The organism is Paramagnetospirillum magneticum AMB-1 (assembly GCF_000009985.1).
Taxonomy (GTDB): domain Bacteria; phylum Pseudomonadota; class Alphaproteobacteria; order Rhodospirillales; family Magnetospirillaceae; genus Phaeospirillum; species Phaeospirillum magneticum.
Map to the genome: position 1 here is coordinate 3,261,025 of NC_007626.1, position 21,015 is coordinate 3,282,039.

At 66.3% G+C, this 21,015-nt stretch carries 22 protein-coding genes and 1 tRNA gene; 6 read left to right on the forward strand and 17 right to left on the reverse strand.

Annotated elements, in window-relative coordinates:
- Positions 1-24: 24 nt before the first annotated feature.
- Positions 25-2,220, forward strand: a complete 2,196-nt coding sequence (locus AMB_RS15200; RefSeq protein WP_011385394.1) for an MtrB/PioB family decaheme-associated outer membrane protein — start codon at positions 25-27, stop codon at positions 2,218-2,220.
- Positions 2,221-2,284: 64 nt separating this feature from the next.
- Here the strand turns inward: AMB_RS15200 and AMB_RS15205 are convergent.
- Together AMB_RS15205 and mnmA are read right to left on the reverse strand one after the other, a co-directional pair.
- A tRNA-Met gene (locus AMB_RS15205) sits at positions 2,285-2,361 on the reverse strand.
- A gap of 43 nt (positions 2,362-2,404) precedes the next feature.
- Entirely contained in the window at positions 2,405-3,526 is a 1,122-nt protein-coding gene (gene mnmA / locus AMB_RS15210; protein WP_011385395.1) for a tRNA 2-thiouridine(34) synthase MnmA, read from the reverse strand.
- A 95-nt stretch (positions 3,527-3,621) separates the two neighbouring features.
- On the opposite strand from mnmA, the gene AMB_RS15215 reads away from it, so the two are divergent.
- Positions 3,622-4,224 (forward strand): class I SAM-dependent methyltransferase, encoded by a 603-nt coding sequence (locus AMB_RS15215; protein WP_043744724.1) that lies wholly within the window; start codon positions 3,622-3,624, stop codon positions 4,222-4,224.
- 107 nt (positions 4,225-4,331) lie between these two features.
- On the opposite strand, the gene AMB_RS15220 is transcribed toward AMB_RS15215, so the two are convergent.
- From AMB_RS15220 to cysE, 11 genes are all read right to left on the reverse strand, one after another.
- Positions 4,332-5,033 carry a DUF599 domain-containing protein gene (locus tag AMB_RS15220; protein WP_011385397.1) on the reverse strand — a complete coding sequence of 234 codons (702 nt, stop codon included), beginning with the start codon at positions 5,031-5,033 and terminating at the stop codon, positions 4,332-4,334.
- 15 nt (positions 5,034-5,048) lie between these two features.
- Positions 5,049-5,249, reverse strand: coding sequence for a Fe-S cluster assembly protein IscX (iscX, locus tag AMB_RS15225; protein ID WP_173361917.1), 201 nt, complete (start codon positions 5,247-5,249; stop codon positions 5,049-5,051).
- 7 nt (positions 5,250-5,256) lie between these two features.
- Positions 5,257-5,595: a ferredoxin family 2Fe-2S iron-sulfur cluster binding protein gene (locus tag AMB_RS15230; RefSeq protein WP_011385399.1), complete on the reverse strand. Its 339-nt coding sequence runs from the start codon at positions 5,593-5,595 to the stop codon at positions 5,257-5,259.
- A gap of 20 nt (positions 5,596-5,615) precedes the next feature.
- Positions 5,616-7,508 (reverse strand): Fe-S protein assembly chaperone HscA, encoded by a 1,893-nt coding sequence (hscA, locus tag AMB_RS15235; RefSeq protein ID WP_011385400.1) that lies wholly within the window; start codon positions 7,506-7,508, stop codon positions 5,616-5,618.
- Between the two features lie 18 nt (positions 7,509-7,526).
- Positions 7,527-8,153 (reverse strand): Fe-S protein assembly co-chaperone HscB, encoded by a 627-nt coding sequence (gene hscB, locus AMB_RS15240; RefSeq protein WP_011385401.1) that lies wholly within the window; start codon positions 8,151-8,153, stop codon positions 7,527-7,529.
- 40 nt (positions 8,154-8,193) lie between these two features.
- A complete protein-coding gene (locus tag AMB_RS15245) occupies positions 8,194-8,529 on the reverse strand; it encodes a HesB/IscA family protein (RefSeq protein WP_011385402.1) in 336 nt (111 codons plus the stop codon).
- A gap of 36 nt (positions 8,530-8,565) precedes the next feature.
- Complete coding sequence (iscU, locus tag AMB_RS15250; RefSeq protein ID WP_011385403.1) at positions 8,566-8,946, reverse strand: Fe-S cluster assembly scaffold IscU; 381 nt, start codon at positions 8,944-8,946, stop codon at positions 8,566-8,568.
- 80 nt (positions 8,947-9,026) lie between these two features.
- The gene (locus AMB_RS15255; RefSeq protein WP_050750732.1) at positions 9,027-10,283 is read right to left on the reverse strand and encodes an IscS subfamily cysteine desulfurase; all 1,257 of its coding nucleotides are present in this window, start codon (positions 10,281-10,283) and stop codon (positions 9,027-9,029) included.
- A 42-nt stretch (positions 10,284-10,325) separates the two neighbouring features.
- Positions 10,326-11,459, reverse strand: a complete 1,134-nt coding sequence (locus tag AMB_RS15260) for a cysteine desulfurase family protein (protein WP_011385405.1) — start codon at positions 11,457-11,459, stop codon at positions 10,326-10,328.
- 23 nt (positions 11,460-11,482) lie between these two features.
- Entirely contained in the window at positions 11,483-11,956 is a 474-nt protein-coding gene (locus tag AMB_RS15265) for an Rrf2 family transcriptional regulator (protein WP_011385406.1), read from the reverse strand.
- Entirely contained in the window at positions 11,953-12,744 is a 792-nt protein-coding gene (gene cysE, locus AMB_RS15270; RefSeq protein ID WP_011385407.1) for a serine O-acetyltransferase, read from the reverse strand. Before cysE ends, AMB_RS15265 begins: the two co-directional genes overlap by 4 nt.
- 209 nt (positions 12,745-12,953) lie before the next feature.
- Here cysE and AMB_RS15275 point away from each other — a divergent pair, with 209 nt between their 5' ends.
- A complete protein-coding gene (locus AMB_RS15275) occupies positions 12,954-13,649 on the forward strand; it encodes an alpha/beta hydrolase (RefSeq protein ID WP_011385408.1) in 696 nt (231 codons plus the stop codon).
- A gap of 175 nt (positions 13,650-13,824) precedes the next feature.
- Here AMB_RS15275 and AMB_RS15280 read toward each other — a convergent pair whose 3' ends face one another.
- Positions 13,825-14,160 carry a hypothetical protein gene (locus tag AMB_RS15280; protein ID WP_173361896.1) on the reverse strand — a complete coding sequence of 112 codons (336 nt, stop codon included), beginning with the start codon at positions 14,158-14,160 and terminating at the stop codon, positions 13,825-13,827.
- A gap of 13 nt (positions 14,161-14,173) precedes the next feature.
- Complete coding sequence (locus AMB_RS15285; RefSeq protein WP_011385410.1) at positions 14,174-15,241, reverse strand: anhydro-N-acetylmuramic acid kinase; 1,068 nt, start codon at positions 15,239-15,241, stop codon at positions 14,174-14,176.
- Between the two features lie 77 nt (positions 15,242-15,318).
- On the opposite strand from AMB_RS15285, the gene tyrS reads away from it, so the two are divergent.
- Positions 15,319-16,566, forward strand: a complete 1,248-nt coding sequence (gene tyrS / locus AMB_RS15290; RefSeq protein ID WP_011385411.1) for a tyrosine--tRNA ligase — start codon at positions 15,319-15,321, stop codon at positions 16,564-16,566.
- 133 nt (positions 16,567-16,699) lie between these two features.
- Here the strand turns inward: tyrS and cyaY are convergent, their stop codons facing one another.
- Complete coding sequence (gene cyaY / locus AMB_RS15295; protein WP_011385413.1) at positions 16,700-17,005, reverse strand: iron donor protein CyaY; 306 nt, start codon at positions 17,003-17,005, stop codon at positions 16,700-16,702.
- A gap of 122 nt (positions 17,006-17,127) precedes the next feature.
- Here cyaY and rpmE point away from each other — a divergent pair, with 122 nt between their 5' ends.
- Together rpmE and AMB_RS26820 are read left to right on the forward strand one after the other, a co-directional pair.
- The gene (gene rpmE, locus AMB_RS15300) at positions 17,128-17,361 is read left to right on the forward strand and encodes a 50S ribosomal protein L31 (RefSeq protein ID WP_011385414.1); all 234 of its coding nucleotides are present in this window, start codon (positions 17,128-17,130) and stop codon (positions 17,359-17,361) included.
- 271 nt (positions 17,362-17,632) lie between these two features.
- Positions 17,633-19,336 (forward strand): adenylate/guanylate cyclase domain-containing protein, encoded by a 1,704-nt coding sequence (locus AMB_RS26820; protein ID WP_269446027.1) that lies wholly within the window; start codon positions 17,633-17,635, stop codon positions 19,334-19,336.
- Between the two features lie 13 nt (positions 19,337-19,349).
- On the opposite strand, the gene AMB_RS15310 is transcribed toward AMB_RS26820, so the two are convergent.
- Positions 19,350-21,005: an adenylate/guanylate cyclase domain-containing protein gene (locus AMB_RS15310; protein ID WP_011385416.1), complete on the reverse strand. Its 1,656-nt coding sequence runs from the start codon at positions 21,003-21,005 to the stop codon at positions 19,350-19,352.
- Positions 21,006-21,015 lie beyond the last annotated feature (10 nt).

A 21,015-nucleotide genomic window follows, 5' to 3' on the forward strand; every position in this document is an offset into this window, starting at 1 on the left:
ATTTGCACTTTTCCGGGGGACGGAATGATGTTTGTGAAGATCCTGCGCAGCGGCGCCCTGGCGGCTTTCTGCACCCTGACGGCAACCGCCCAGGCCGACGAGTTCGACATCGACGAGGCCCCCGCCGTGTCGCCCGCCAAGAAGCCGGTGCCCATGAACGAGGCCGGCGTCCATGTGGGGGCGCAACGGGGGGGCTCGGCGGCCTTCAACCGTTTTGGCGGCACGCCAGAAAGCGGCGTCTTCGGCGGCGGCTGGTTCCACCTGCAGCAGCGCGACGCCGCCGAGGGCGGCGGCACCTTCTACCTCAAGGCCGATGGCGAGAACGTCGATTTCCGCTCCAACGCCCTGCCGCCCGACGCCGCCGCCGCCGTGCGAATGGGCCAGCAAGGGGTGTGGGACCTGCGCCTTCACTATGACGGCATTGTGTTTCGCCAGGCCGACAACTACCACACCCTGTTCAATGGCTCGGGGCAGTTGCTGAACGGCCTGACGCCGGCCTCCATCAACGCCACCTCGACCAATGCCGCCGGGGTGGCCCGCGTCAACCAGTACCTGTCGGCGGTGGAGGTGGGCACGAGGCGCGACCGGGCGGGCGGCGCCTTTTCCTATACCGGGCTGGAGGAATGGAAGTTCACCACCCGGCTGGACCACGAACACAAGCACGGCACCAAGGCCAATTCGGTGATGTTCCTGTCCAACAGCAATTTCGCCTCCATCCTGGAGCCGGTGAACTACGACACCGACCGCTTCGCCCTGAATGCCGCCTACACCACCCGGCCGCTGCAGGCACAGATCAGCTACGTCTTTTCCAACTTCACCAACAATATCGCCGAATACGTCACCCGCGATCCTTTCATCGGGGCCACCCATGCCGGCTATGACGGCACCCGCTATTCGTTGCCGCCCAGCAATTCCGAGCATCGCCTCAAGGCGCAGTTCGGGGTGAACCTCACCGACACCACCCGCATCGCCACCAATCTCAGCTACGGCCTGCAGCTTCAGAACGAAGCCTTCGCCGCGCGGCATTACGAGCAGGCCCCCCGCCTGGGCGCCAGCACCTATGACGGCATGATCCAGACGCTCTACGGCAACGTGGTCATGACGGCGCGCCCCCTGCCCGACTGGACCCTGCGCGCCGCCTATACCGCCGACGACCGCGACAACATGAGCGCGTCCTATTGGCAAAAGCCTCCCTACCGCGCCGACGGCACCGCCGTCTTCAACGGCAACACCGGCATTCACACCAACCCCGCCTATTCGTTCTTCAACCAGAAGGGCGAGGCGGAAGTGGGCTATCGCCTGACCCGCTCCACCAAGCTCACCGCCGACTACGCCTATCGCAACAGCCTGCGCAGCGATTCGGTCACCAACCGCAACGAGGAAAGCACCTATGGCGGCCGGGTCCAGTCCACCCTGGCCGAGGGGCTGACCGGCACCCTGGGCTATGCCCATTCCAACCGGCAGGCCACGGTCTTCCTGGGCAATCGCGGCTGGAACGAGATGGGGCGCACGGTCACCGCCGAGTCCGGGCTGAAGATCTTTTCCTACGCCGCCCGCGACCGCGACGAGGCCAAGGCCAATCTCAACACGGTGTTCGGCGACGGCGTGGTAGTGGGGACCACGGCCCGCTGGATCGAGGATCGCTTTCCCGAGACCCTCTACGGCGTCACCAACAACCACATCCTGTCCCTGGGCGGCGACGCCTCGTTCCCCGCCGGGCCGGGCGTGACCGCCCACCTGTTCTACACCTACATGGAGAACTTCACCGGCATGAAGATGAATGCCAGCGCCACCGGCACGCTGTGGACGCTGCACAACACCGACAGCACCCACGCCCTGGGCGCCGGGCTGGAATGGAAGGTCTGCGACTCCCTGAAGATCACCCTGGACAACGTGCTGACCTACGGCAACACCAGCTTCGAGGAAGGCAGCCAGTGGCGCGGCACCGGAACAGCTTCGGCGGCCAACACCGCCACAAACCTTCCCGATTCCCGCTCGCTGCTCAATTCCCTCAAGCTTTCCGGCGAATATCAGGTCAGCGACGGCCTGTTCCTCGGCCTTTCCGGCCTTTGGGAGCGCTACAGCAGCAAGGACTACCTCTACAACCAGGCCGCAGCCTCCACCGCCAACGCCTCCACCGCCACCGTGGTGCTGCCGGGCGAAGGCAGTCCCAGCTACAACGCAGGACAGGTCATCGCCTCCGCCCGCATGCTCTGGTAGAAAGCCCCAAAGACAGAACGCCCGGCAAGCCATTAAGCTGCCGGGCGTTTTTCTGTCTCGCGAGTGGTAGCGGGAGAGGGACTTGAACCCCCGACCCCAGGATTATGATTCCCGTGCTCTAACCAGCTGAGCTACCCCGCCATCGCGTCGAGAGCGGTTCGTATAATGGTCCCGGCGATTGCTGTCAAGCCTCTCGCGAGGGGCAAATCCAACCGCCGCCCAAGACCCGTTCTCCCTGGTAGAAAACACAGGCCTGGCCGGGGGCCACGCCCTGTTCGGGGTGGTCGAGAATCACCTGGGCGCGATCACCGGAAAGGCGACGCAGCAGGGCGGGCGCGGCGGGCCGGGTGGAGCGCACCTTGACCGCCACGCGCAACTCGGTCTCGTCGCCGCCCAGCCAGTTGACCGCCTCCACCTGGATGGTGAGGCAGTTCAGATCTTCGCGGCTGCCCACCACCACCCGGCCGGTTTCGGGCTCCAGCGCCACCACGTAGAGCGGAGGGCCGCCCCCCAGGCCGAGGCCACGGCGCTGGCCGATGGTGTAGTGGATCAGCCCGCCGTGGCGGCCCAGCACCTTGCCTGCGGTGTCGACGATCTCGCCCGGCCGGGCGGCGTCGGGGTGCAGGCGGGTGACCAGGGCGGCATAATCGCCGTCGGGGACGAAACAGATGTCCTGGCTGTCGCGCTTGGCGGCGACCGGCAGGTGGTGGCGCGCGGCGATGGCCCGCGTCTCCTCCTTGCCCGCCATATCGCCCAAGGGAAAGCGTAGGAAGTCCAACTGATCCCGGGTGGTGGCGAACAGGAAATAGCTCTGGTCACGCCCCGGATCGCGGCCGGTCCACAATTCCGGGCCATCGACGCCCGGGCGGCGGCGGACGTAATGGCCGGTGGCCAGGGCGTCGCCCCCCAGATCCTTGGCCACGCCCAGCAGGTCGCGGAACTTGACGGTGCGGTTGCACTCGATGCAGGGCACCGGCGTCCGCGCCTCCAGATAGGTCTGGGCGAAGCGTTCGACCACGTCGCGGCGGAAGGTCTCCTCGAAATCGAGGACATAGTGGGGAATGCCCAGGGCGTCGGCCACGGCGCGGGCGTCGTGGATGTCCTTGCCGGCGCAGCAGGTGTTCGGACGGCAGGCGCCGGGCTCAATGCCGCTGGTGGCCAGATCGTAGAGCTGCAGCGTCACGCCGACCACGTCGTAGCCCTGCTCCTTCAGAAGCGCGGCCACGGCCGAGGAATCCACCCCGCCCGACATGGCGACCACCACGCGGGTGGAGGACGGGGGCTTGTCGATGTCCAAAGTGTTCATGCCTCTCCTTGTAGGGGATGGCCGGGGCGCGTTGCAACGGGGCCGTAGTGCCTGTAGAACTGGGCGGTCATATCCTCCCTGTCTGGACTGGTCCCATGGCCGCGAAAAAGAAGTCGGATTCACCGCGCAAGCTCAACCTCGGCTGTGGCCGCGACGTCCGCGAAGGCTGGATCAACCTGGATGCCATGGCGCTGCCCGGCGTGGACGTGGTCACCGATTTGTCCCAATGCGCCAAGACCCCCCTGCCCTTCGAGGACAACAGCGTGGACGAGTTCCTGCTGTCGCACCTGATCGAGCACATTCCCGATCCCCTGCCGCTGATGCAGGAGCTGTGGCGCATCGCCAGGCCGGGGGCCAAGATGCAGATTCGCGTCCCCCACGGCGCCCATGACGACGCCTGGACCGATCCCACCCATGTGAAGCCCTATTTCGCCCGCAGCTTCGGCTATTTCTCCCAGCCCTGGTACTGGCGGGCCGATTACGGCTATCGCGGCGACTGGCAGCCCGAGCTGGTGACCTATGCCGTCCCCCGGCGGCGCTTCGCCGGCCAGATGCCCGCCCAGATCCTCGAACAGGTCGATGCCCTGCGCAACGTGGTGACCGAGATGACCGTCGATCTGGTGGCCGTCAAGCCCCTGCGCCAGCCCAAGAAGGAGCTGATGCAGGCGGCCAATATCAAGATTTCATTGGTGGAATAGACGGGCTGCCGCCCATACCCGCTTGGGGCCGCGGGCCCCAAACCCCATTGATAAAATCAGAAGGGGGTTCGGGGCATCGCCCCGAGTGGGCTTGGGCGACAGCCCAATCAGGTCGGCGGCACCGCCGCGTTGAGCGCCCGCAGGGTCTTGGAGCGGAATTCCCGGCGATACAGCACCGCCACCACCACGGCGGTGGCCGCCACCATGGCTCCGGCGTGGATGAACCAGGTCATCAGCGCCAGGGCGAAGTAATAGCCGCGCAGGCCCCGATTGAAGCTGTGGGCGGCCAGGGCGTTGAGCCGGGCGGCGTTCTCCGCGTAGGTGTCCTTGACCGCGGGCGCCGCATCGGCGTTCGGCGCCGCGCCCAGCAGGACGCAGCAGTAATTGAACTGCCGCAGCGACCAGGTGATCTGGAAAAAGGCGTAGACGAACACGCCGGCCAGCAGCACCACCTTGGTCTCGAAGACACCTCTTGGGGATTCGGCGACCAGGGGCAGGTCCTGGACCACCGCATAGGCCCGCTCACCCGCTCCCAGCAGGGCCACCAGACCACCGAGGATCAGGATGGAGGCCGAGGCGAAGAACGAGACGCTCCGCATCAGATTGCCCAGCAGGGCGCTGTCGGCCACCCGGACCTCCCGGTCGCACATATTGCGCATCCAGGTGTGCCGGAGCCGCGCCGTCGCCGCCAGCAGGGTATGGCCGTCGGCGGTCAGGCGGTCGGCCATGACGGTGTATCCGACCCATAGCGCCAGGAAAGCGCCAAAGGCGGCCAGATCGACAGGAGGCAGCAGGGCGAAGGGATTCATGGGGAGAAGTCTGCGCTAATCCCGCTCATCGATCCAGGCCATCTGAATGGCCTCGAGAATCTTCTCGTTGGACTTGGCGGGATCATCGGCAAAGCCGGGCAGATCGCAGACCCATCGGTGCAGGTCGGTGAAGCGCAAATTGACGTTGTCGGCGTCAGGATGCGCTTCTTCCAGGGCGATGGCGATGTCGAGGGTGTCGGTCCACTTCATCGCCAGCCGCTCCCTACTTCTTGTCGACCATCATGTTGCGGGTGGCGGCCGGCAGGGTGACCACCAGGCCGTCCAGCTCCTTGCTCATGATGATCTGGCAGCCCAGCCGCGAGGTAGCGGTCAGGCCGAAGGCCAGATCCAGCATGTCTTCCTCGTCCTCGGTGGCGGGCGACAGCTTGTCGTACCATTCCTTGGCCACCACGATGTGGCAGGTGGAACAGGCCAGCGAGCCTTCACAGGCGCCTTCCAGCTCGATCTTGGCGCGATGGGCCACTTCCAGAACCGACAGCCCTTCGGCGGCTTCGACTTCCTGGCGGGTGCCGTCGGGGGCGATGAACGTCATCTTGGGCATGAACCGGAATTCCTTACGTATCAGTCGCCACTCAGGGCGTCATCGAGCTTATCCACCGCCATGCCGGCCAGGGCGGCGCGGATGCCACGGTCCATCCGCCGTTCGGCGAAGGTCTTGGTGGCGGTCTCCAGCGCTTCCGACGCGGCCGTCACGGCGTCGCGGTCACCGGAGGCGATGGCGGCATCCACACCGGCGATGGCTGCATCGATAGCCTTTCGCTCGGCTTCAGACAAGAGGTCAGAATCAGCACCCAGCGCCGCCTGCACCGCCAGCACCGAGCGGCGGGCCTCGACAGCGGTCTCGGCGAACAGGCGGGATTCCATGTCATCCTTGGCGTTGACCAGGGAATCGCGCAGCATATTGGCCATTTCGTCCTCGGTCAGGCCATAGGACGGCTTCACCGCCACCTGCTGTTCCACACCGGTCGTCGCCTCGCTGGCGCTGACGGTGAGCAGGCCGTCGGCGTCCACCGTGAAGGTGACGCGGATACGGGCGGCGCCCGCCGCCATGTTGGGAATGCCGCGCAGCACGAAGCGGGCCAGCGAGCGGTTCTGGTCGACCATCTCGCGCTCGCCCTGGAGCACGTGGATGGCCATGGCGGTCTGGCCGTCCTGATAGGTGGTGAATTCCTGGGCCATGGCCACGGGAATGGGGGTGTTGCGCGGAATGACCTTTTCCACGATGCCGCCCATAGTCTCGATGCCGAGGCTCAGCGGCGTCACGTCCAGCAACAGGGTGTCCGAGCCGATGGTCAGGGCCTCGGCCTGCAGGGCGGCGCCCACGGCCACCACCTCGTCCGGATTGATGTCGGCCAGGGGTTCGCGGCCGAACAGCTCCTTGACCTTGCGGCGTACCAGCGGCATGCGGGTCGAGCCGCCCACCAGCACCACGCCCTGGATTTCGCCCACCTCGATGCCGGCATCCTCGATCACCGAGCGGCAGATGCCCATGGTCTTGTCCACCCAGGGAGCGGCCAGGGCCTCCAACTCGTCGCGGGTCATGGCGTGCTTGGAGGGCTTGCCGTCCACCTCGATCATCCAGTCGCCATTGGCGCGGCCCGACAGGCATTCCTTGGCGACGCGGGCGGCGGCCAGGGCCTGCTTGGCCTCGCCCGCCGTGATGGTCTCGGCGCCGTGCTCCTTGGTGCGCTCGGCCAGGAAGCGCTCGGCGATGGCATGGTCGATGTCGTCGCCGCCCAGGGCGGCGTCGCCGCCGGTGGACTTGACCTGGAACACGCCCTTTTCCATGCGCAGGATCGAGATGTCGAAGGTTCCGCCACCCAGATCGTAAACGGCGTAAAGCCCCTCGGCGGCATTGTCCAGGCCATAGGCCAGGGCGGCCGCCGTGGGCTCGTTGACCAGGCGCAGCACCTCCAGCCCGGCCAGGCGGGCGGCGTCCTTGGTTGCCGTGCGGGCGGCGTCGTCGAAATAGGCGGGGACGGTGACCACGGCGCGGTCGACGCTCTTGCCCTGGGCTTCCTCGGCGCGGGCCTTGACGGCACGCAGGATGTCGGCGGAGACCTCCACCGGGGTCAGGGTGCGGCCGGCGACCTTGAGGCGCACCATGCCGCCGTCGGCGGCCACGTCCAGGGTATAAGGCAGCGTGCCGGCCAGGGTCTTGAGGTCCTCGGTGCCGCGGCCCATCAGGCGCTTGACCGAGCTGACCACGTGATCGGGGGCTTCCAGGATCATCCGCCGGGCGTCGGAACCCACGGTGACCTCGCCGTCGTCGGCGTAATAGACCACGGAGGGGATCAGCCCCTTGCCCTCGGCATCGCGCAGCACCTCGGTCTCGCCGTCCCGGGCCAGCGCCACCACGGAATTGGTGGTACCCAGGTCAATGCCGACCGCCAGGCCGCGTTCGGATTCGTGAGGTGCCGGGCTCTCGCCGGGTTCATGGAGCTGCAGCAGCATGCTTAGGGCAACCTTGTCTTAAGAGGGCAGTCTGAGGGCACGGGTCTTCTTGGCGCGGGCCTCTTCGGCCAGCTTGGCGAGATATTTGAGGCGGATGGTCAGGTGACCCGCCTCTTCCAGATCGGCGGCGTTGATGGCGGCCGAGATGTGGCACTGGCAGGCGATGACCTCGGATTCCGCCGCCATGGCCAGCTTGGCGATCTCCTCCGGCGTGGAGGCCTCGGCCAGGGCTTCGCGCTTTTCCATCTGCTCCATCAGCAACTCGCGGTCGTTGATGGTGCCGCAGGCGGTAAGGTCCACCGGATGGCCCAGGTGGTTCAGAAGATAGGCGGCGCGCTTCAGGGGATCCTTCAGCGTCTCGTAGGCCTCGTTCAGTGACGTGGCCTGGGATTGCGACAGCGCCTTCTCCTTGGGGGACTTGGAGGCGAAGCGGTCGGGATGCAGACGTTTCTGGAAGCCGAAATACTGGTGCTGCAGGGCGTCCAGGTCCAGGTCGAAGGACGGCGGGATGCCAAGGCGCGAGAAGTGGTCGATATTGCCCGGCCCCTGCACGGCGCCACACACCGAACAGAACAGGGCACGCGTCGCCACCGGCCCCTTGCAGGACCAACAGGAAACGATCTGGGCGGCGGCGGGGGCGTTCATCGTCCTCTCCGGTTCCTTCTTCACTTTAACGGGGCGGGGCTCAGACGTGGAAGGATTCGCCGCAGCCGCACCGGCCCTTTTCGTTGGGGTTCTTGAAGACGAAGCCCGACTGCATCTTGTCCTCGACGAAGTCCATCTCGGTTCCCAGGATGAACATGGTCGCCTTGGGATCGATCAGGACGGTGACGCCCTTGTCTTCGAGGATCTCGTCGAACTGAGTCTTCTCGTCGGCGTATTCCAGGGTGTAGGACATGCCCGAGCAGCCCTTGGAGCGCACGCCGATGCGGATGCCCACGCTGGGCTTGCCGCGTTTTTCCAGCAGGACCTTGACCCGCTCGGCGGCGGCGTCGGTGATGGTCATGGGAGCAGGTGCCATGGTCTTCCCCTCTTCTCGTCAAACCGTCCGGAGCCGTCAGCCCGACTTCTTCTTGTAGTCGGCGATGGCGGCCTTGATAGCATCCTCGGCCAACACCGAACAATGGATCTTGACCGGCGGCAGGGCCAGTTCATGGGCGATGTCGGTGTTCTTGATGCTGGCCGCTTCGTCCAGGGTCTTGCCCTTCACCCACTCGGTCACCAAGGAGCTGGAGGCGATCGCCGAGCCGCAACCGAAGGTCTTGAACTTGGCGTCCTCGATGATGCCTTCGGCGCTGACCTTGATCTGCAGCTTCATCACGTCGCCGCAGGCGGGCGCGCCCACCAGACCGGTGCCGACCGCGGAATCGTCCTTGTCCAGGGCACCCACGTTGCGGGGATGCTCGTAGTGGTCGATAACCTTGTCGCTGTAAGCCATAACGTCCTCCAAAAGTCCGGCCGAGCCTTAGCTCGGAATCATTCTAAGGCATTTCGGTACCGAAATGCCCATCCTTTTCCTCAATGCTCAGCCCATTCGATGGACTTGAGATCGACGCCTTCCAGATGCATGTCCCACAGCGGGCTCATGGCCCGCAAGTGCTCGACCGCCTCGGTGATATGGTCGATGGCGAATTCGATGTCCTCGTCGGTGGTGAAGCGGCCCAGGCCGAAGCGCAACGACGTATGAGCCATCTCCACGTCGACGCCCAGGGCGCGCAGCACGTAGGAGGGCTCCAGCGAGGCCGAGGTGCAGGCCGACCCCGACGACACCGCCAGTTCCTTGACCCCCATCATCAGCCCCTCGCCCTCGACGAAGGCGAACGAGATGTTGAGGTTGCCGGGGATGCGGTGATCCAGATCGCCGTTGACGTAGATTTCCGGCAGGCGCTGCCTCAACCCGCCCAGGAGGCGGTTGCGCAGGCCCATCAGGCGCTCGTTCTCGGCGCCCATCTCGGCCTTGGCGATGGCGCAGGCCTCGCCGAAGCCCACACAGAGCGGGGTGGCCAGGGTGCCCGAGCGCATGCCGCGCTCCTGGCCGCCGCCGGTGATCAGCGGCACCAGCCGGACGCGCGGGCGGCGGCGGACGTACAGGGCACCGATGCCCTTGGGGCCATACAGCTTGTGACCCGAGATGCTCATCAGGTCGATGTTCATGGCGTTTACGTCCAGCGGGATCTTGCCTACCGCTTGGGCACAGTCGGTATGAAAGAAGGCACCCTTCTTGCGGCACAGGGCGCCGATCTCGGCCAGGGGCTGGATCACGCCGATCTCGTTGTTGACCGCCATGACCGAGACGATGACCGTCTGGTCGGTGATGGCGGCCTCCAGCTCGGCCAGATCGATCAGCCCGTCGGCCTTGACCGGCAAATAGGTCACCGCAAAGCCTTCCTGTTCCAGGTAGCGGCAGGTGTCGAGCACGCATTTGTGCTCGGTCACCACGGTGACGATGTGGTTCTTCTTTTCCTTGTAGAAATGGGCGACGCCCTTGATGGCCAGATTGTTGGACTCGGTGGCGCCCGAGGTGAAGATCACCTCCTTGGAATCGGCGCCGATGATGTCGGCGATCTGCTCGCGGGCCTTCTCCACCGCTTCCTCGGCTTCCCAGCCGTAACGGTGGTTGCGCGAATGGGGGTTGCCGAATTTCTCGGTGAACCAGGGCAGCATGACCTCGACCACCCGCGGATCGCAAGGCGTCGTCGCCTGATAGTCCAGATAGACCGGCGCCCCCGGGGCGCGGGGCAGGCTGGGGCGGGTCGTCTTGCCGAGAGCTGTCATTTGCATCGATCCCTTACATCTTCGTTTGTCATTCAGGCCGCCTCAGGCGGCCTCAGAAACCTTCAATCCCTTGTGGCGGGCCAGACCGACCCAGGCCGCCAGGAACGCATCCACATCCTCCGGGCGCGAGGACCAGCCCAGGCTGACCCGGATGGCCGATCCCTTGACCCGCTCCTCCAGGCCCATGGCCGCCAGCACGTGACTGGGACCAACCTTGCCCGAGGAACAGGCCGCGCCGGCGCTGACCGCCACGCCCGCCAGGTCCAGCGCCATCACCTGCGTCCGCCCCTCCACGCCCGGCAGAACCAGGCAGGTGGTGTTGGGCAGACGGGGCGCGCCGTCCCCGATCACCGCTGCGTCGGGAACCAGACGCAGGGCGCCTTGTTCCAGACGGTCTCGCAAGGCACCCACACCACATGTGGTGTCGGCGCCAGCCAAATCATCCCCCGCCAGTTGGGCGGCGACCCCCAGGCCGACGATGCCGGCCACGTTTTCCGTTCCGGCCCGGCGGCGGCGTTCCTGGCCTCCGCCCAGCAAGATCGGTGCCAGTGTCCGGCCGGATTCCGCCAGGATCAAGGCTCCCGCCCCCGCGGGCCCACCCATCTTATGGCCGGAAACCGTCAGGATATCCGCCCCCAAGTCCCGAAGGGAGACCGGGATTCGCCCCATGGCCTGGGCGGCATCGCAATGAAGCCATGCGCCATGCGCATGAATGATGCGAGCCGCTTCGGCCACCGGCTGGACGATTCCGGTCTCGTTGTTGGCCAGCATCAGCGACACCAGCGCCGGGCGGGTATTGGCCGCCAGCAGGCTTTCCAGGGCGCCCAGATCGACGATTCCGTCCCGGGTGACGGGAATCCGCTCGGCCTCGGCGGCGGCATCAAGGACAGAGGGATGCTCGACGGCCGACACCAGCTGGCGGGACCGGCCACAGCCGCGAAGCGCCAGGGCATTGGCCTCGGTGCCGCCCGAGGTGAAGACGATGCCGGCGGGATCGGCGCCCACCAGCCCGGCCAATTGCCGCCTGGCCGCCTCGACCCGGGCGCGGGCCGCACGACCGAAAGCATGAACCGAGGACGGGTTGCCCGGCTCGGCCAGGGACTCCACCATGGCGGCCGCCACCTCGGGGCGCACGGGGGCGCCGGAGTTGTAATCGAGGTAGACGGCCCTGCTCACGCTGTTCCTTCCTTTCCCGACCCTTATTGCGCCGCCACGGCTCCAGAGGGAGCGGCGGTGCCGTGGAACATGCCCGAGCTGCCCAGGATGCGGCGTTCGCACACATCGGCCAGGGAAACCGAGCTGAGATAGAGGTAAATCTGGTTGCCCAGCTCTTCCCACAGATCGTGGGTCAGGCAGCGGCCCTTGTTGTTGTGACAGCCGGCCGGCGAGCCCGGCGAGCAGCGCGTGGTCTGGATCGGCTCGTCCACCGCCAGGATAATGTCGGATATGCGCGTCTGTTGTGGGATTCGCGACAAAAGATAGCCGCCGCCCGGACCGCGCACGCTCTTGACCAGCCCGCCCTTCCGAAGCTTGCCGAACAGCTGTTCGAGATAGGAGAGCGAAATCTCCTGGCGCTCGGCGATATCGGCCAGGGCCACCGGGCTTCCCTCGGAGTGGCTGGCCAGATCGACCATGGCCATGACGGCGTAGCGTCCTTTGGTGCTGAGTTTCACGATATGGTCTCCCGTTCCAGAGTCCGGCCTGTTGTCCCGCCGGCCGGCATGGTTACTGCTTCAACTTGCTTGGTCTTGTCGCCCGGTTCAGCCCCTTCAGGCTGGGAGAGGCGGGCGCAGGCCTGAGTCGGATGGCCGTGCAGCTCGGTCTCCAGTTCCTTGATCCGCTCCATCAGGGTCGCCACCTGCGAGCGGACCGAATCGATGGCCCGGACCACCGGGTCGGGCAAATCCTCCACCGGCAGGCCGTAGGCGCAGAAATCCGCGTCCTGGCGCCGCATCACCATGCGCGCCGGAATGCCCACCATGGTCACCCCCGGCGGCACGTCGGTCAGCACCACGGCATTGGCGCCGATGCGCGCCCCCTTGCCCACCGTGATGGGGCCCAGCACCTGGGCGCCCGAGCCGACGATCACCCCGTCTTCCAGGGTCGGATGCCGTTTGCCCTTGTGCAGCGAGGTGCCACCCAACGTCACCCCGTGATAGATCGTCACGTCGGCACCGATCACCGCCGTCTCGCCGATCACCACGCCGGTGCCGTGATCGATGAAGAAGCGTGGCCCCAACTGGGCCGCCGGATGGATTTCGATGCCGGTGAGGATTTTCCCCACATGCGAGACGAAGCGCCCCAACACCCGCAATCCGCGATTCCAGCACCAGTTGGACAGGCGATGAAACATCAGCGCATGCAGTCCGGGATAGCACAGCAACACCTCGAGCCAGGAATGAGCGGCGGGGTCGCGCTTGCGAATGGACGCAATATCTTCTTGAAGGCTCTTGAAAATCATAGCTCGCAATATGTTAAAGTGCGTCGCGACGGTCTTAGCGATCGCCAGGGGACTGCCCTTTCGGGCGTTGACATAGCGAAGGTGAATATAAGATGTCCGACAAGGCCAGTCAAGATTGACCGGCCAAAATCCAATTTGTTGTTGTATTTTCCCCGACACCACCACTCAGGTTTGAGCGGGTGCCGGGCAAGGGAGACTGTACGCAAGCCATGCCTGAAGTGATTTTCAATGGACCCGACGGCCGCCTTGAAGGCCGCTACCATCACGGCAAGTCGCCGAATGCCCCGCTGGCGCTTCTGCTCCACCCCCATCCGCAGCACGGCGGAACCATGAACAACAAGGTGGTCTATGCCTTGTATCATGCCTTCGTGCGGCGCGGCTTCTCGACGCTGCGCTTCAACTTCCGCGGCGTGGGGCGCAGCCAGGGCAAGTTCGACAACGGCCAGGGCGAGCTGTCCGACGCCGCCTCGGCGCTGGATTGGATGCAGTCGTTCAATGCCAATGCCTCGGCCTGCTGGGTGGGCGGCTTCTCGTTCGGCGCCTGGATCGGCATGCAGCTGCTGATGCGCCGCCCCGAGATCGACGGCTTCGTCTCGGTAGCCCCGCCGGCCAACGTCTTCGACTTCTCGTTCCTGGCGCCCTGCCCGTCCTCGGGCCTGATCGTCCACGGCACCAACGACGACCTGGTGCCCGAGCCGACCGTGGCCAAGCTGGCGGCCAAGCTGGCCACCCAGCGCAACATCAAGGTCCGCTACGAAACCATCGAAGGCGCCAATCACTTCTTCGGCACCCATCTGGACGCCCTGGACGGCATGGTGGATTCCTATCTGGCCGAATCCATCGTCGCCCGCGCCCCGGCTCCGCCGCCGGTGGCCGAGCCGGAACTGGCCGTCGCGCTGAGCTAATGTCCTGAGCCAAGAACCCCCGCGAACGCGGGGGTTTTTCGGTCGTGGCCGTTTACCCCCGTCATCCCGAGCAAAGCCAAGGGATCTCGTCCTGGAACGGCGTTGCCATTTCGGCACCCGCGCTCCGGCGGAGATCCCTCCTCCCGCCGGTCATCGGGATGACAAATCGGGCAAATCAGTTGATGGCCGAGCAATTGACCTGGGCGAGGCGCTTCCACTGGGCGGGCTTGGCGCCCTTGCCCACCGAGGTCATGTCGATGACATGAGCCTGGAACACACGGGCCTGATGGGGCCGCACCAGCCGGCACATGGCGGCGCCATAGGCGTCCCAGGACACCGCCGTCTCGTTCTTCACCACCACGTAGAGATTGCCGCGATCATCGATCGAGGCGTCCAGCACCTTGGGCTGGGCGCGCACCGTGGCCAGGGCGGTAACCTGGTCGGCCCGGGCTCCGCCCGCCAGCAGCAACAGACCCAGTGTCAGACAGAGCGCGGCGATCATGGGGCGCATGGGGGTTCTCCACTCAGGGGACATGATGGCGGCCGCCGGTCTGGGGCGCGGGCGCGCCGGTGGTCTCGGGATAGGTCAGCATCTTGCCGGCCAGGGAGCGCACCGCCAGGAAGGCGAAGGCCTGGGCTTCCAGGGCGTCGCCGTTCCAGCCCACCGCCTCCACCGGCTCGACCGGGGCCGACAGGCCACGGCTGAGCGCGGTCATCATCTCGGGATTGCGCCGCCCGCCGCCAGTCACCAGCCAGCGCTTGACCGGGCGGGGGAAGCTGTAGGCGGCCAGGGCCACCGCCGCGGCGGTAAAGGCGGTCAGCGTCGCCGCCCCGTCCTCGGCCGAGCAGCCCTTGACCAGTTCCCAGGCCAAAGCGTGGAATTCGTCGCGATCCACGGATTTGGGCGGCTGGCAGTCGAAATAGGTGTGGTGCAGAAAGGCCTCCACCGCGTCGCGCCGCACCTTGCCGGCGGCGGCCAGCCGGCCGTCCACATCCACCGGGCGGCCGGTATGGGCCAAGGCCCAGTCGTCGAGCAGGGCGTTGCCCGGCCCGGTATCGAAGGCCAGCAGCGAGCCGTCGTCGGAAATCCAGGTGACGTTGCCCACGCCGCCCAGGTTGAGGATGGCCAGCGGCGCCTCCAGCCCGGCGGCCAGGGCGCGGTGATAGACGGGGACCAGCGGCGCCCCCTGCCCGCCCGCCGCCACGTCGGCCGAGCGGAAATCGTTGACCACGGGAATGCCGATCTCCGAGGCCAGCAGGGCGCCATCGCCGATCTGCCAGGTGCGGCGCTCGGCGGGGGCATGCAAGATGGTGTGGCCGTGAAAGCCGGCCACGCCCACCGTGGCGGCGTCGATGCCCTGCGCCGCCAGGAAGTCGCGGACCACCTGGGCATGAAACAGGGTGAAGTCCCGCTCCACCTGCTCCACCGGCCCCTTGCCGCCCAGGACGCCCATCAGGGCGATGCGCTGCTCGTCGCCATAGGGAACAGTCGTTGCCGGTCCGAACCGCGCCACCGTCTCGCCGTCGGTTTCCAGCAGGGCGACATCCACGCCGTCCAGCGACGTTCCGCTCATCAGCCCCAACGCCAGCATTGTGTCCCCCCGATTGTGGCATTCACCCATTTGTGATAAACGAGCGGCCTCTTCCCAGCAAGCCGAACGGGCGCCCCATGACCTCTCTCAAGTCCGATTTCCTGCGCATCGTCACCGAGCGTGGCTACATGCACCAGTGTACCGACCTGGAGGCGCTGGACAAGCGCCTGACCGAGGGGTGTCAGGCCGCCTATATCGGCTTCGACTGCACCGCCACCTCCCTGCACGTGGGCGGGCTGATGCAGATCATGCTGCTGCGCTGGTGGCAGAAGACCGGGCACAAGCCCATCGTCCTGATGGGCGGCGGCACCACCCGCATCGGCGACCCCACCGGCAAGGACGAATCGCGCAAGATGCTGACCGACGAGGTCATCGCCACCAACATGGCGGGCATCAAGACGGTGTTCACCAAGTACCTGACCTTCGGCGAGGGCAAGACCGACGCCCTGATGGTCAACAACGCCGATTGGCTGGACAAGCTGAACTACATCGACTTCCTGCGCGATTACGGCCACCACTTCACCATCAACCGCATGCTGACCTTCGATTCGGTCAAGCTGCGGCTCGAGCGCGAGCAGCCGCTGACCTTCCTCGAATTCAACTACATGCTGTTGCAGGGCTACGACTTCGTTGAACTGTTCCGCCGCAACCGCTGCATCCTGCAGATGGGCGGCTCGGACCAGTGGGGCAACATCATCAACGGCGTCGAGCTGGGCCGTCGCGCCGATCAAGCCGAGCTGTTCGGCCTGACCAGCCCGCTGCTCACCACGTCCTCGGGCGCCAAGATGGGCAAGACCGTCAACGGCGCCGTCTGGCTGAACGACGACATGCTGAGTGCCTGGGAGTTCTGGCAGTACTGGCGCAACACCGAGGACGCCGACGTGGGCCGTTTCCTCAAGCTCTACACCGAGCTGCCCCTGGACGAGATCGCCCGGCTGGAAAAGCTGGAAGGCGCCGAGATCAACGAGGCCAAGAAGATCCTGGCCAACGAGGTCACCCGCCTGTGCCACGGCGACGCCGCCGCGCTGCAGGCCGCCGAGACGGCGCGCCAGACCTTCGAGCAGGGTGTGGCCTCCTCCGATCTTCCCACCGTCGAGATTCCGGCCGCCGAGCTGGCGGCTGGCATTCCCGCCTTTGCCCTATTCGTGCGGGCCGGTCTGGCCGCCTCCAACGGCGAGGCCCGCCGCCTGCTGAAGGGTGGCGGCGGCAAGGTCAACGATCAGGCGGTGGACGAGGCCCATCCGGTGGGCAGCAACGACCTCAGGGACGGCGCCGTCAAGCTGACCGCCGGCAAGAAGCGCCACATCCTGGTGAAGGCGGTCTAGCCTTATATTGCCCCTCGCCGGGCGCGGCCCTCCGGCCGCTTGGCCGCCGCCTCAATGGCGGCTGGAGCCGCGTAACGCGGCTCCGAAACACCCGCGCTCCGCCACTTGGAGCGCGGGCGTCCCGCCCGCAATCTCACACCTCGACCCCGATCTCGGCCCGCAACAGCCCCAGCAGTTCAAGCTCGGCGTTGCGGGTCGAAATCCACTGCTCCCCGGTCCAGCCGAAATGATGGGCGCCGCTCTTGGGCGACGACAGCCAGATTTCACGATTGGGCGCATGCTTGTTGATGACGTACTGGCCGATTCCCGGCAGGGTCAGGGTCAGAATGCCCGCATGCAGCTCGGCGTCGGCATCCTCCATGGCATCCTCCACCGCGTCGCCGATGCGTTCGAGCAACGGGTCGGCAAGGCTGGCGAAACGGCTTTCATCGAGACTCATGGGGCTTCTCCGGGCTATGGGGTGCGGATGCTAACCCGAATTCGCCGCCCGGGTGAAGGACCGCTTGCGCACCGCCCTGGTTTTGGCTATATACGCGCCTTCGATTTGCGGAGCTTCAGGCTATGAAGGACAACATTCATCCCGACTACCACGAGATCAACGTGGTGATGACGGACGGCACCGAGTACAAGACCCGGTCCACCATGGGTAAGGCTGGCGACACCCTGCGCCTGGACATCGATCCGAAGTCGCACCCGGCCTGGACCGGCGTGCACCGTATGGTCGATACGGCTGGCCAGCTCGCCAAGTTCAAGAAGCGCTTCGAAGGTTTCGGCATCAAGTCGGACAATTCCTGATCGGAATTGGGGGTTCCGGATCGGTTTTGGCCGCCCGGCACTCACCTGCGCTAAGTTATCAGACTGCACGATCGGCCGGCGTTTTCGCCGGCCGAAAGTGTTTGCTGTGGACTTCTTGACACTCAGAGGGTAGAGCAATTTTTTAATAAGGGAGCTGCGATACTCCCTGGCCGAATTGTAATTGAAGCCAAACGGTGATTGGCCAAACGGTGATTGGGCGGACATGATCATCGTTCATTTTGAAGTTTACGTCATGGAAGGCCGGGGGTGGATGCTGCACGCACGCTTCCCGCGGCTGGAGCGTGACGAGGCTGTCCGCGAGGCCAAGGAACTCGAGAGTACCCTTGGCGTGCGCACCAAAGTGCTGCGCGAAACCTACAACACCGACAGCAATGTCTTCGACGAGGTCGAGGTCTACCTGTCCGGCCACAACATCCAGCCCCGCAAGAGCGTGGCCGCCGTTGGCGGCGGCGGAGGAGGCGGGACTGGCGGCAAAGGCGGCGGCAAGGATTCGGGCAAGGGTGGCGCCGCCAAGGCCGGCGCGGCCCGCAAGGCGGCCGGCAGCGCCAGGGCGCGCGCCAACGGACCCGAGATCGGCGCCGGAGCGGCCATTCTGCGCCTGACAGTGATCTTGCTCGTCGCCGCCGGGGTGGGCCTCGGCGTCCTGCGCCTCGTACCCTCGGCCATCGTCATTCTGTATGATTTCGGCTTCCGCATCACCCCCGACGAATACGGGCAGATGCTGATCATCGTGTTCGGCCTGGTCTTCCTGATGACCGCCGTGCCGCTGGGCCTGCGCTTCATGCCGCGCAACGCCAACATCCAGTTCAATAACGCCAGGGCCGCCGCCCCGCCGCCACGGCCCCAGCCCTCCGAGGCGGTGAAGAAGTCACTGAACAAGCTGGCCAAGAAGGCCGAGGCCGAGATGATCCCCGAGACCTGGGGCGACGATCCGGAGCCAGAGCCCGAACCAGAGCCTCCGCCGCCACCGGAGGAGACGCCACCGCCGCAGCCCCCGCCGGTGGAAGAGCCCTCCGCCGCCGCCGCCGCCGTGGATGCCATTCCCGCCACCCCGGCCTTCGAGACCACGCGCAAGGTCACCGACCGCTTCGTGGACAAGTCCATGCAGGTGGTGCGGCAGGTCGCGCCCAGCACCGACAAGTACACCACCTTCGGCCTCAACCTGTTCATGGCCGGCGCCGTCCAGGCCATCGCCCGCACCCAGAAGCTGGACTCCGCCGGCCAGCGCAAGCTGCTGAAGACCATCATCGAGAAGCTGGGAACGCCTGGCGATCTCGCCGCCGCCTTCTACGACAAGGTCCCGGAATACATGGGCGAACAGCGCTATGCCCGCATGTTCGAATCCGGCAAGTCGGCCATGGAATCATGGGCCGAGGGCGACGAGGGCACCCCCATGATCAAGCTCCAGACCTCGCTGAAGGACTGGAATAAGCCAGCCACGGAAAAGAAGCAGCCCTCGCTGATGACCGTGATGTTCACCGACATGGTGGGCTCCACCGACCTGACCCAGGCGCGCGGCGATCAGGCCGCCCAGGAAATCGTGCGCAAGCACAACGCCATCGTGCGCACCGCACTGACCCAGTTCGCCGGGCGCGAGGTCAAGCATACCGGCGACGGCATCATGGCCTCGTTCGCCTCGGCCGCCAATGCGGTGGAAGCCACCGTCCAGATCCAGCGTCAGGTCACCGCCCACAACGAGAAGCAGCCCAACCTGCCCCTGCACCTGCGCATCGGCCTGAATGCCGGCGAGCCCATCCAGGAAGAGGACGACCTGTTCGGCTCCACCGTCCAGTTGGCGGCCCGCGTCTGCGCCGCCACCGATTCCGACCAGACCCTGTGCACCCAGGTGGTCAAGGACCTGGCCGGCGGCACGGGAGCCTTCACCGATGGCGGCATGCACGCGCTGAAGGGCTTCCGCGACAAGTTCCAGCTGTGGGAAGTGCTCTGGCGCTGAGGCGGCAGAGGGTCTACCGGCCGGGAATCTCTCCGAAGGCGTAGAACTCCACCGCCTCGACCCGGCCCTTCACCGCCACCTGATGGCGGGGAATGCCGGGAAAGCTCAGCCCTCCTGCCTCGGCCGCCGCCGCCGACAGCACCAGCAGGCAATCATGGTCCTTGGTCAGTCCCTCGAGCCGGGCCGTGGTGTTGACCGTATCGCCGATGGCGCTGACGATCTGGGCGCCGGGCGGCCCCATGGTGCCGACGATGGCCTGGCCGTAATGGATGCCGATCCCCATGCGCAGCGGCGCCTCCAGCTCCATGGCCAGCTCGGCGTTCAGCTTGTCCAGCCCGGCGACCATCTCGCGCGCGCCGGCCAGGGCCGCCGTCACCGCCTTGGCGGAATCGTTGCCCTTCAGCCCGTAAAGCGCCATCAGCCCGTCGCCGGTGAAATTGGAATAATGCCCGCCCGTCGCCGTCAGCGCCCTGGTCATCTGCTGGAAGAACCGGTGCAGGATGAACAGCATGTCATAGGGCATCTTGGCCTCGCCCAGGGTGGTCGAGCCGCGCAGGTCGATGAACACCACCACGATCTGGCGCTCGCGGCCGTCCAGGCCGCCATGCAGGCGCCCGTCGGCAGCCACCGCGTCGGAGGGCAGCAGCGGCAGGATGGTCAGGTCGTGCTCGGGGCGCAACTGGCAGGCCAGACGCACCTCGGGCGGCGCCTCGATCCGTCCCAGGGCATTGGCCTCCAGGGGGCCGGGACTGGGCAGCTTCTCCACCCCGCTGCGCACCCGAACGCGACAGGTGGTGCAGCGCCCCTTGCCGCCACAGGCCGAGGCATGGGCGATGGCGTGATCCTGCAACGCCTCCAACACCGTGGAGCCGGGCATCATCCGGATCACCCTGCCGTTGGAATGGGTGAGTTGCGGCCGCCTGCCGCCCCCCACATGGCGCAGGAGACGGCCGGCGAAGGGAGTGGCGATCAGCAGCAGATGCAACCCCATCCCCGCCAGGGCCAGGCGCAGGGTGTCGTCCAGGGTGGACGGCCCCATGCGCGCCTCGGCCAACACCCGGCCGGTCCAGGCGGGATCGGCCGCCGAGCGCATCACCTGCGCGCCGCCGGACACCCAGCCGGCCAGGGCCAGGGTGGGAATCACCACCGCCAGGGCCAGCAGCCAGGGCTTGGCCCTCTCGTACCGGTCGCGGCCACCGTAGCGCAGATGCAGCCCGGAACAGGCGTGCCCCCACACCACCAGGACCAGAATCGCCTGCGCCAAGCCCCTCCAGGGGCTCATCACCCATTGGCCCAGCAGCACCGAGGGATAGCCGGGCTCCAGATCCAGCAACGCCTCGCCCAGCCCGGTGCCGGCGAGATGAATCATCATCAGGAAGGGAATCAGCAGGCCGAGGCCCAATTGCCAGGCTTCGGACCCGCCCATGCGCAGGGTCCGGCGCTCATAAACCGCCCACAGGGCGTTGGCGTAGTGAGTGAGACCGGCGGCCATCAGCAACCCGCCGCCCAGGGCGCCCTCCCACGGCTCCATCAGGATTTCGTGCCCGGCCATGGCGGCGTCCAGCGAAACCAGGGCCAGCATGTGATTGGCGAGGTGACAGACGACAAAGGCCAGAATGACCAGCGCCCCGGCAAGGCGCAGGTCGGCGCGAATCCCCAAGGCTACCATGTGGCTCCGT

Coding starts and splice junctions, on each gene's coding strand:
- mnmA (WP_011385395.1), bottom strand. CDS start 3,526: ATGAACACTTTGGACATCGACAAGCCCCCGTCCTCCACCCGCGTGGTG.
- AMB_RS15280 (WP_173361896.1), bottom strand. CDS start 14,160: ATGCGCCCCATGATCGCCGCGCTCTGTCTGACACTGGGTCTGTTGCTG.
- cyaY (WP_011385413.1), bottom strand. CDS start 17,005: ATGAGTCTCGATGAAAGCCGTTTCGCCAGCCTTGCCGACCCGTTGCTC.
- rpmE (WP_011385414.1), top strand. CDS start 17,128: ATGAAGGACAACATTCATCCCGACTACCACGAGATCAACGTGGTGATG.
- iscU (WP_011385403.1), bottom strand. CDS start 8,946: ATGGCTTACAGCGACAAGGTTATCGACCACTACGAGCATCCCCGCAAC.
- AMB_RS15245 (WP_011385402.1), bottom strand. CDS start 8,529: ATGGCACCTGCTCCCATGACCATCACCGACGCCGCCGCCGAGCGGGTC.
- AMB_RS15230 (WP_011385399.1), bottom strand. CDS start 5,595: ATGCCCAAGATGACGTTCATCGCCCCCGACGGCACCCGCCAGGAAGTC.
- AMB_RS15200 (WP_011385394.1), top strand. CDS start 25: ATGATGTTTGTGAAGATCCTGCGCAGCGGCGCCCTGGCGGCTTTCTGC.
- AMB_RS15220 (WP_011385397.1), bottom strand. CDS start 5,033: ATGAATCCCTTCGCCCTGCTGCCTCCTGTCGATCTGGCCGCCTTTGGC.
- cysE (WP_011385407.1), bottom strand. CDS start 12,744: ATGATTTTCAAGAGCCTTCAAGAAGATATTGCGTCCATTCGCAAGCGC.
- tyrS (WP_011385411.1), top strand. CDS start 15,319: ATGACCTCTCTCAAGTCCGATTTCCTGCGCATCGTCACCGAGCGTGGC.
- AMB_RS15285 (WP_011385410.1), bottom strand. CDS start 15,241: ATGCTGGCGTTGGGGCTGATGAGCGGAACGTCGCTGGACGGCGTGGAT.
- AMB_RS15275 (WP_011385408.1), top strand. CDS start 12,954: ATGCCTGAAGTGATTTTCAATGGACCCGACGGCCGCCTTGAAGGCCGC.
- AMB_RS15215 (WP_043744724.1), top strand. CDS start 3,622: ATGGCCGCGAAAAAGAAGTCGGATTCACCGCGCAAGCTCAACCTCGGC.
- AMB_RS15255 (WP_050750732.1), bottom strand. CDS start 10,283: ATGACAGCTCTCGGCAAGACGACCCGCCCCAGCCTGCCCCGCGCCCCG.
- AMB_RS26820 (WP_269446027.1), top strand. CDS start 17,633: ATGCTGCACGCACGCTTCCCGCGGCTGGAGCGTGACGAGGCTGTCCGC.
- hscA (WP_011385400.1), bottom strand. CDS start 7,508: ATGCTGCTGCAGCTCCATGAACCCGGCGAGAGCCCGGCACCTCACGAA.
- hscB (WP_011385401.1), bottom strand. CDS start 8,153: ATGAACGCCCCCGCCGCCGCCCAGATCGTTTCCTGTTGGTCCTGCAAG.
- AMB_RS15310 (WP_011385416.1), bottom strand. CDS start 21,005: ATGGTAGCCTTGGGGATTCGCGCCGACCTGCGCCTTGCCGGGGCGCTG.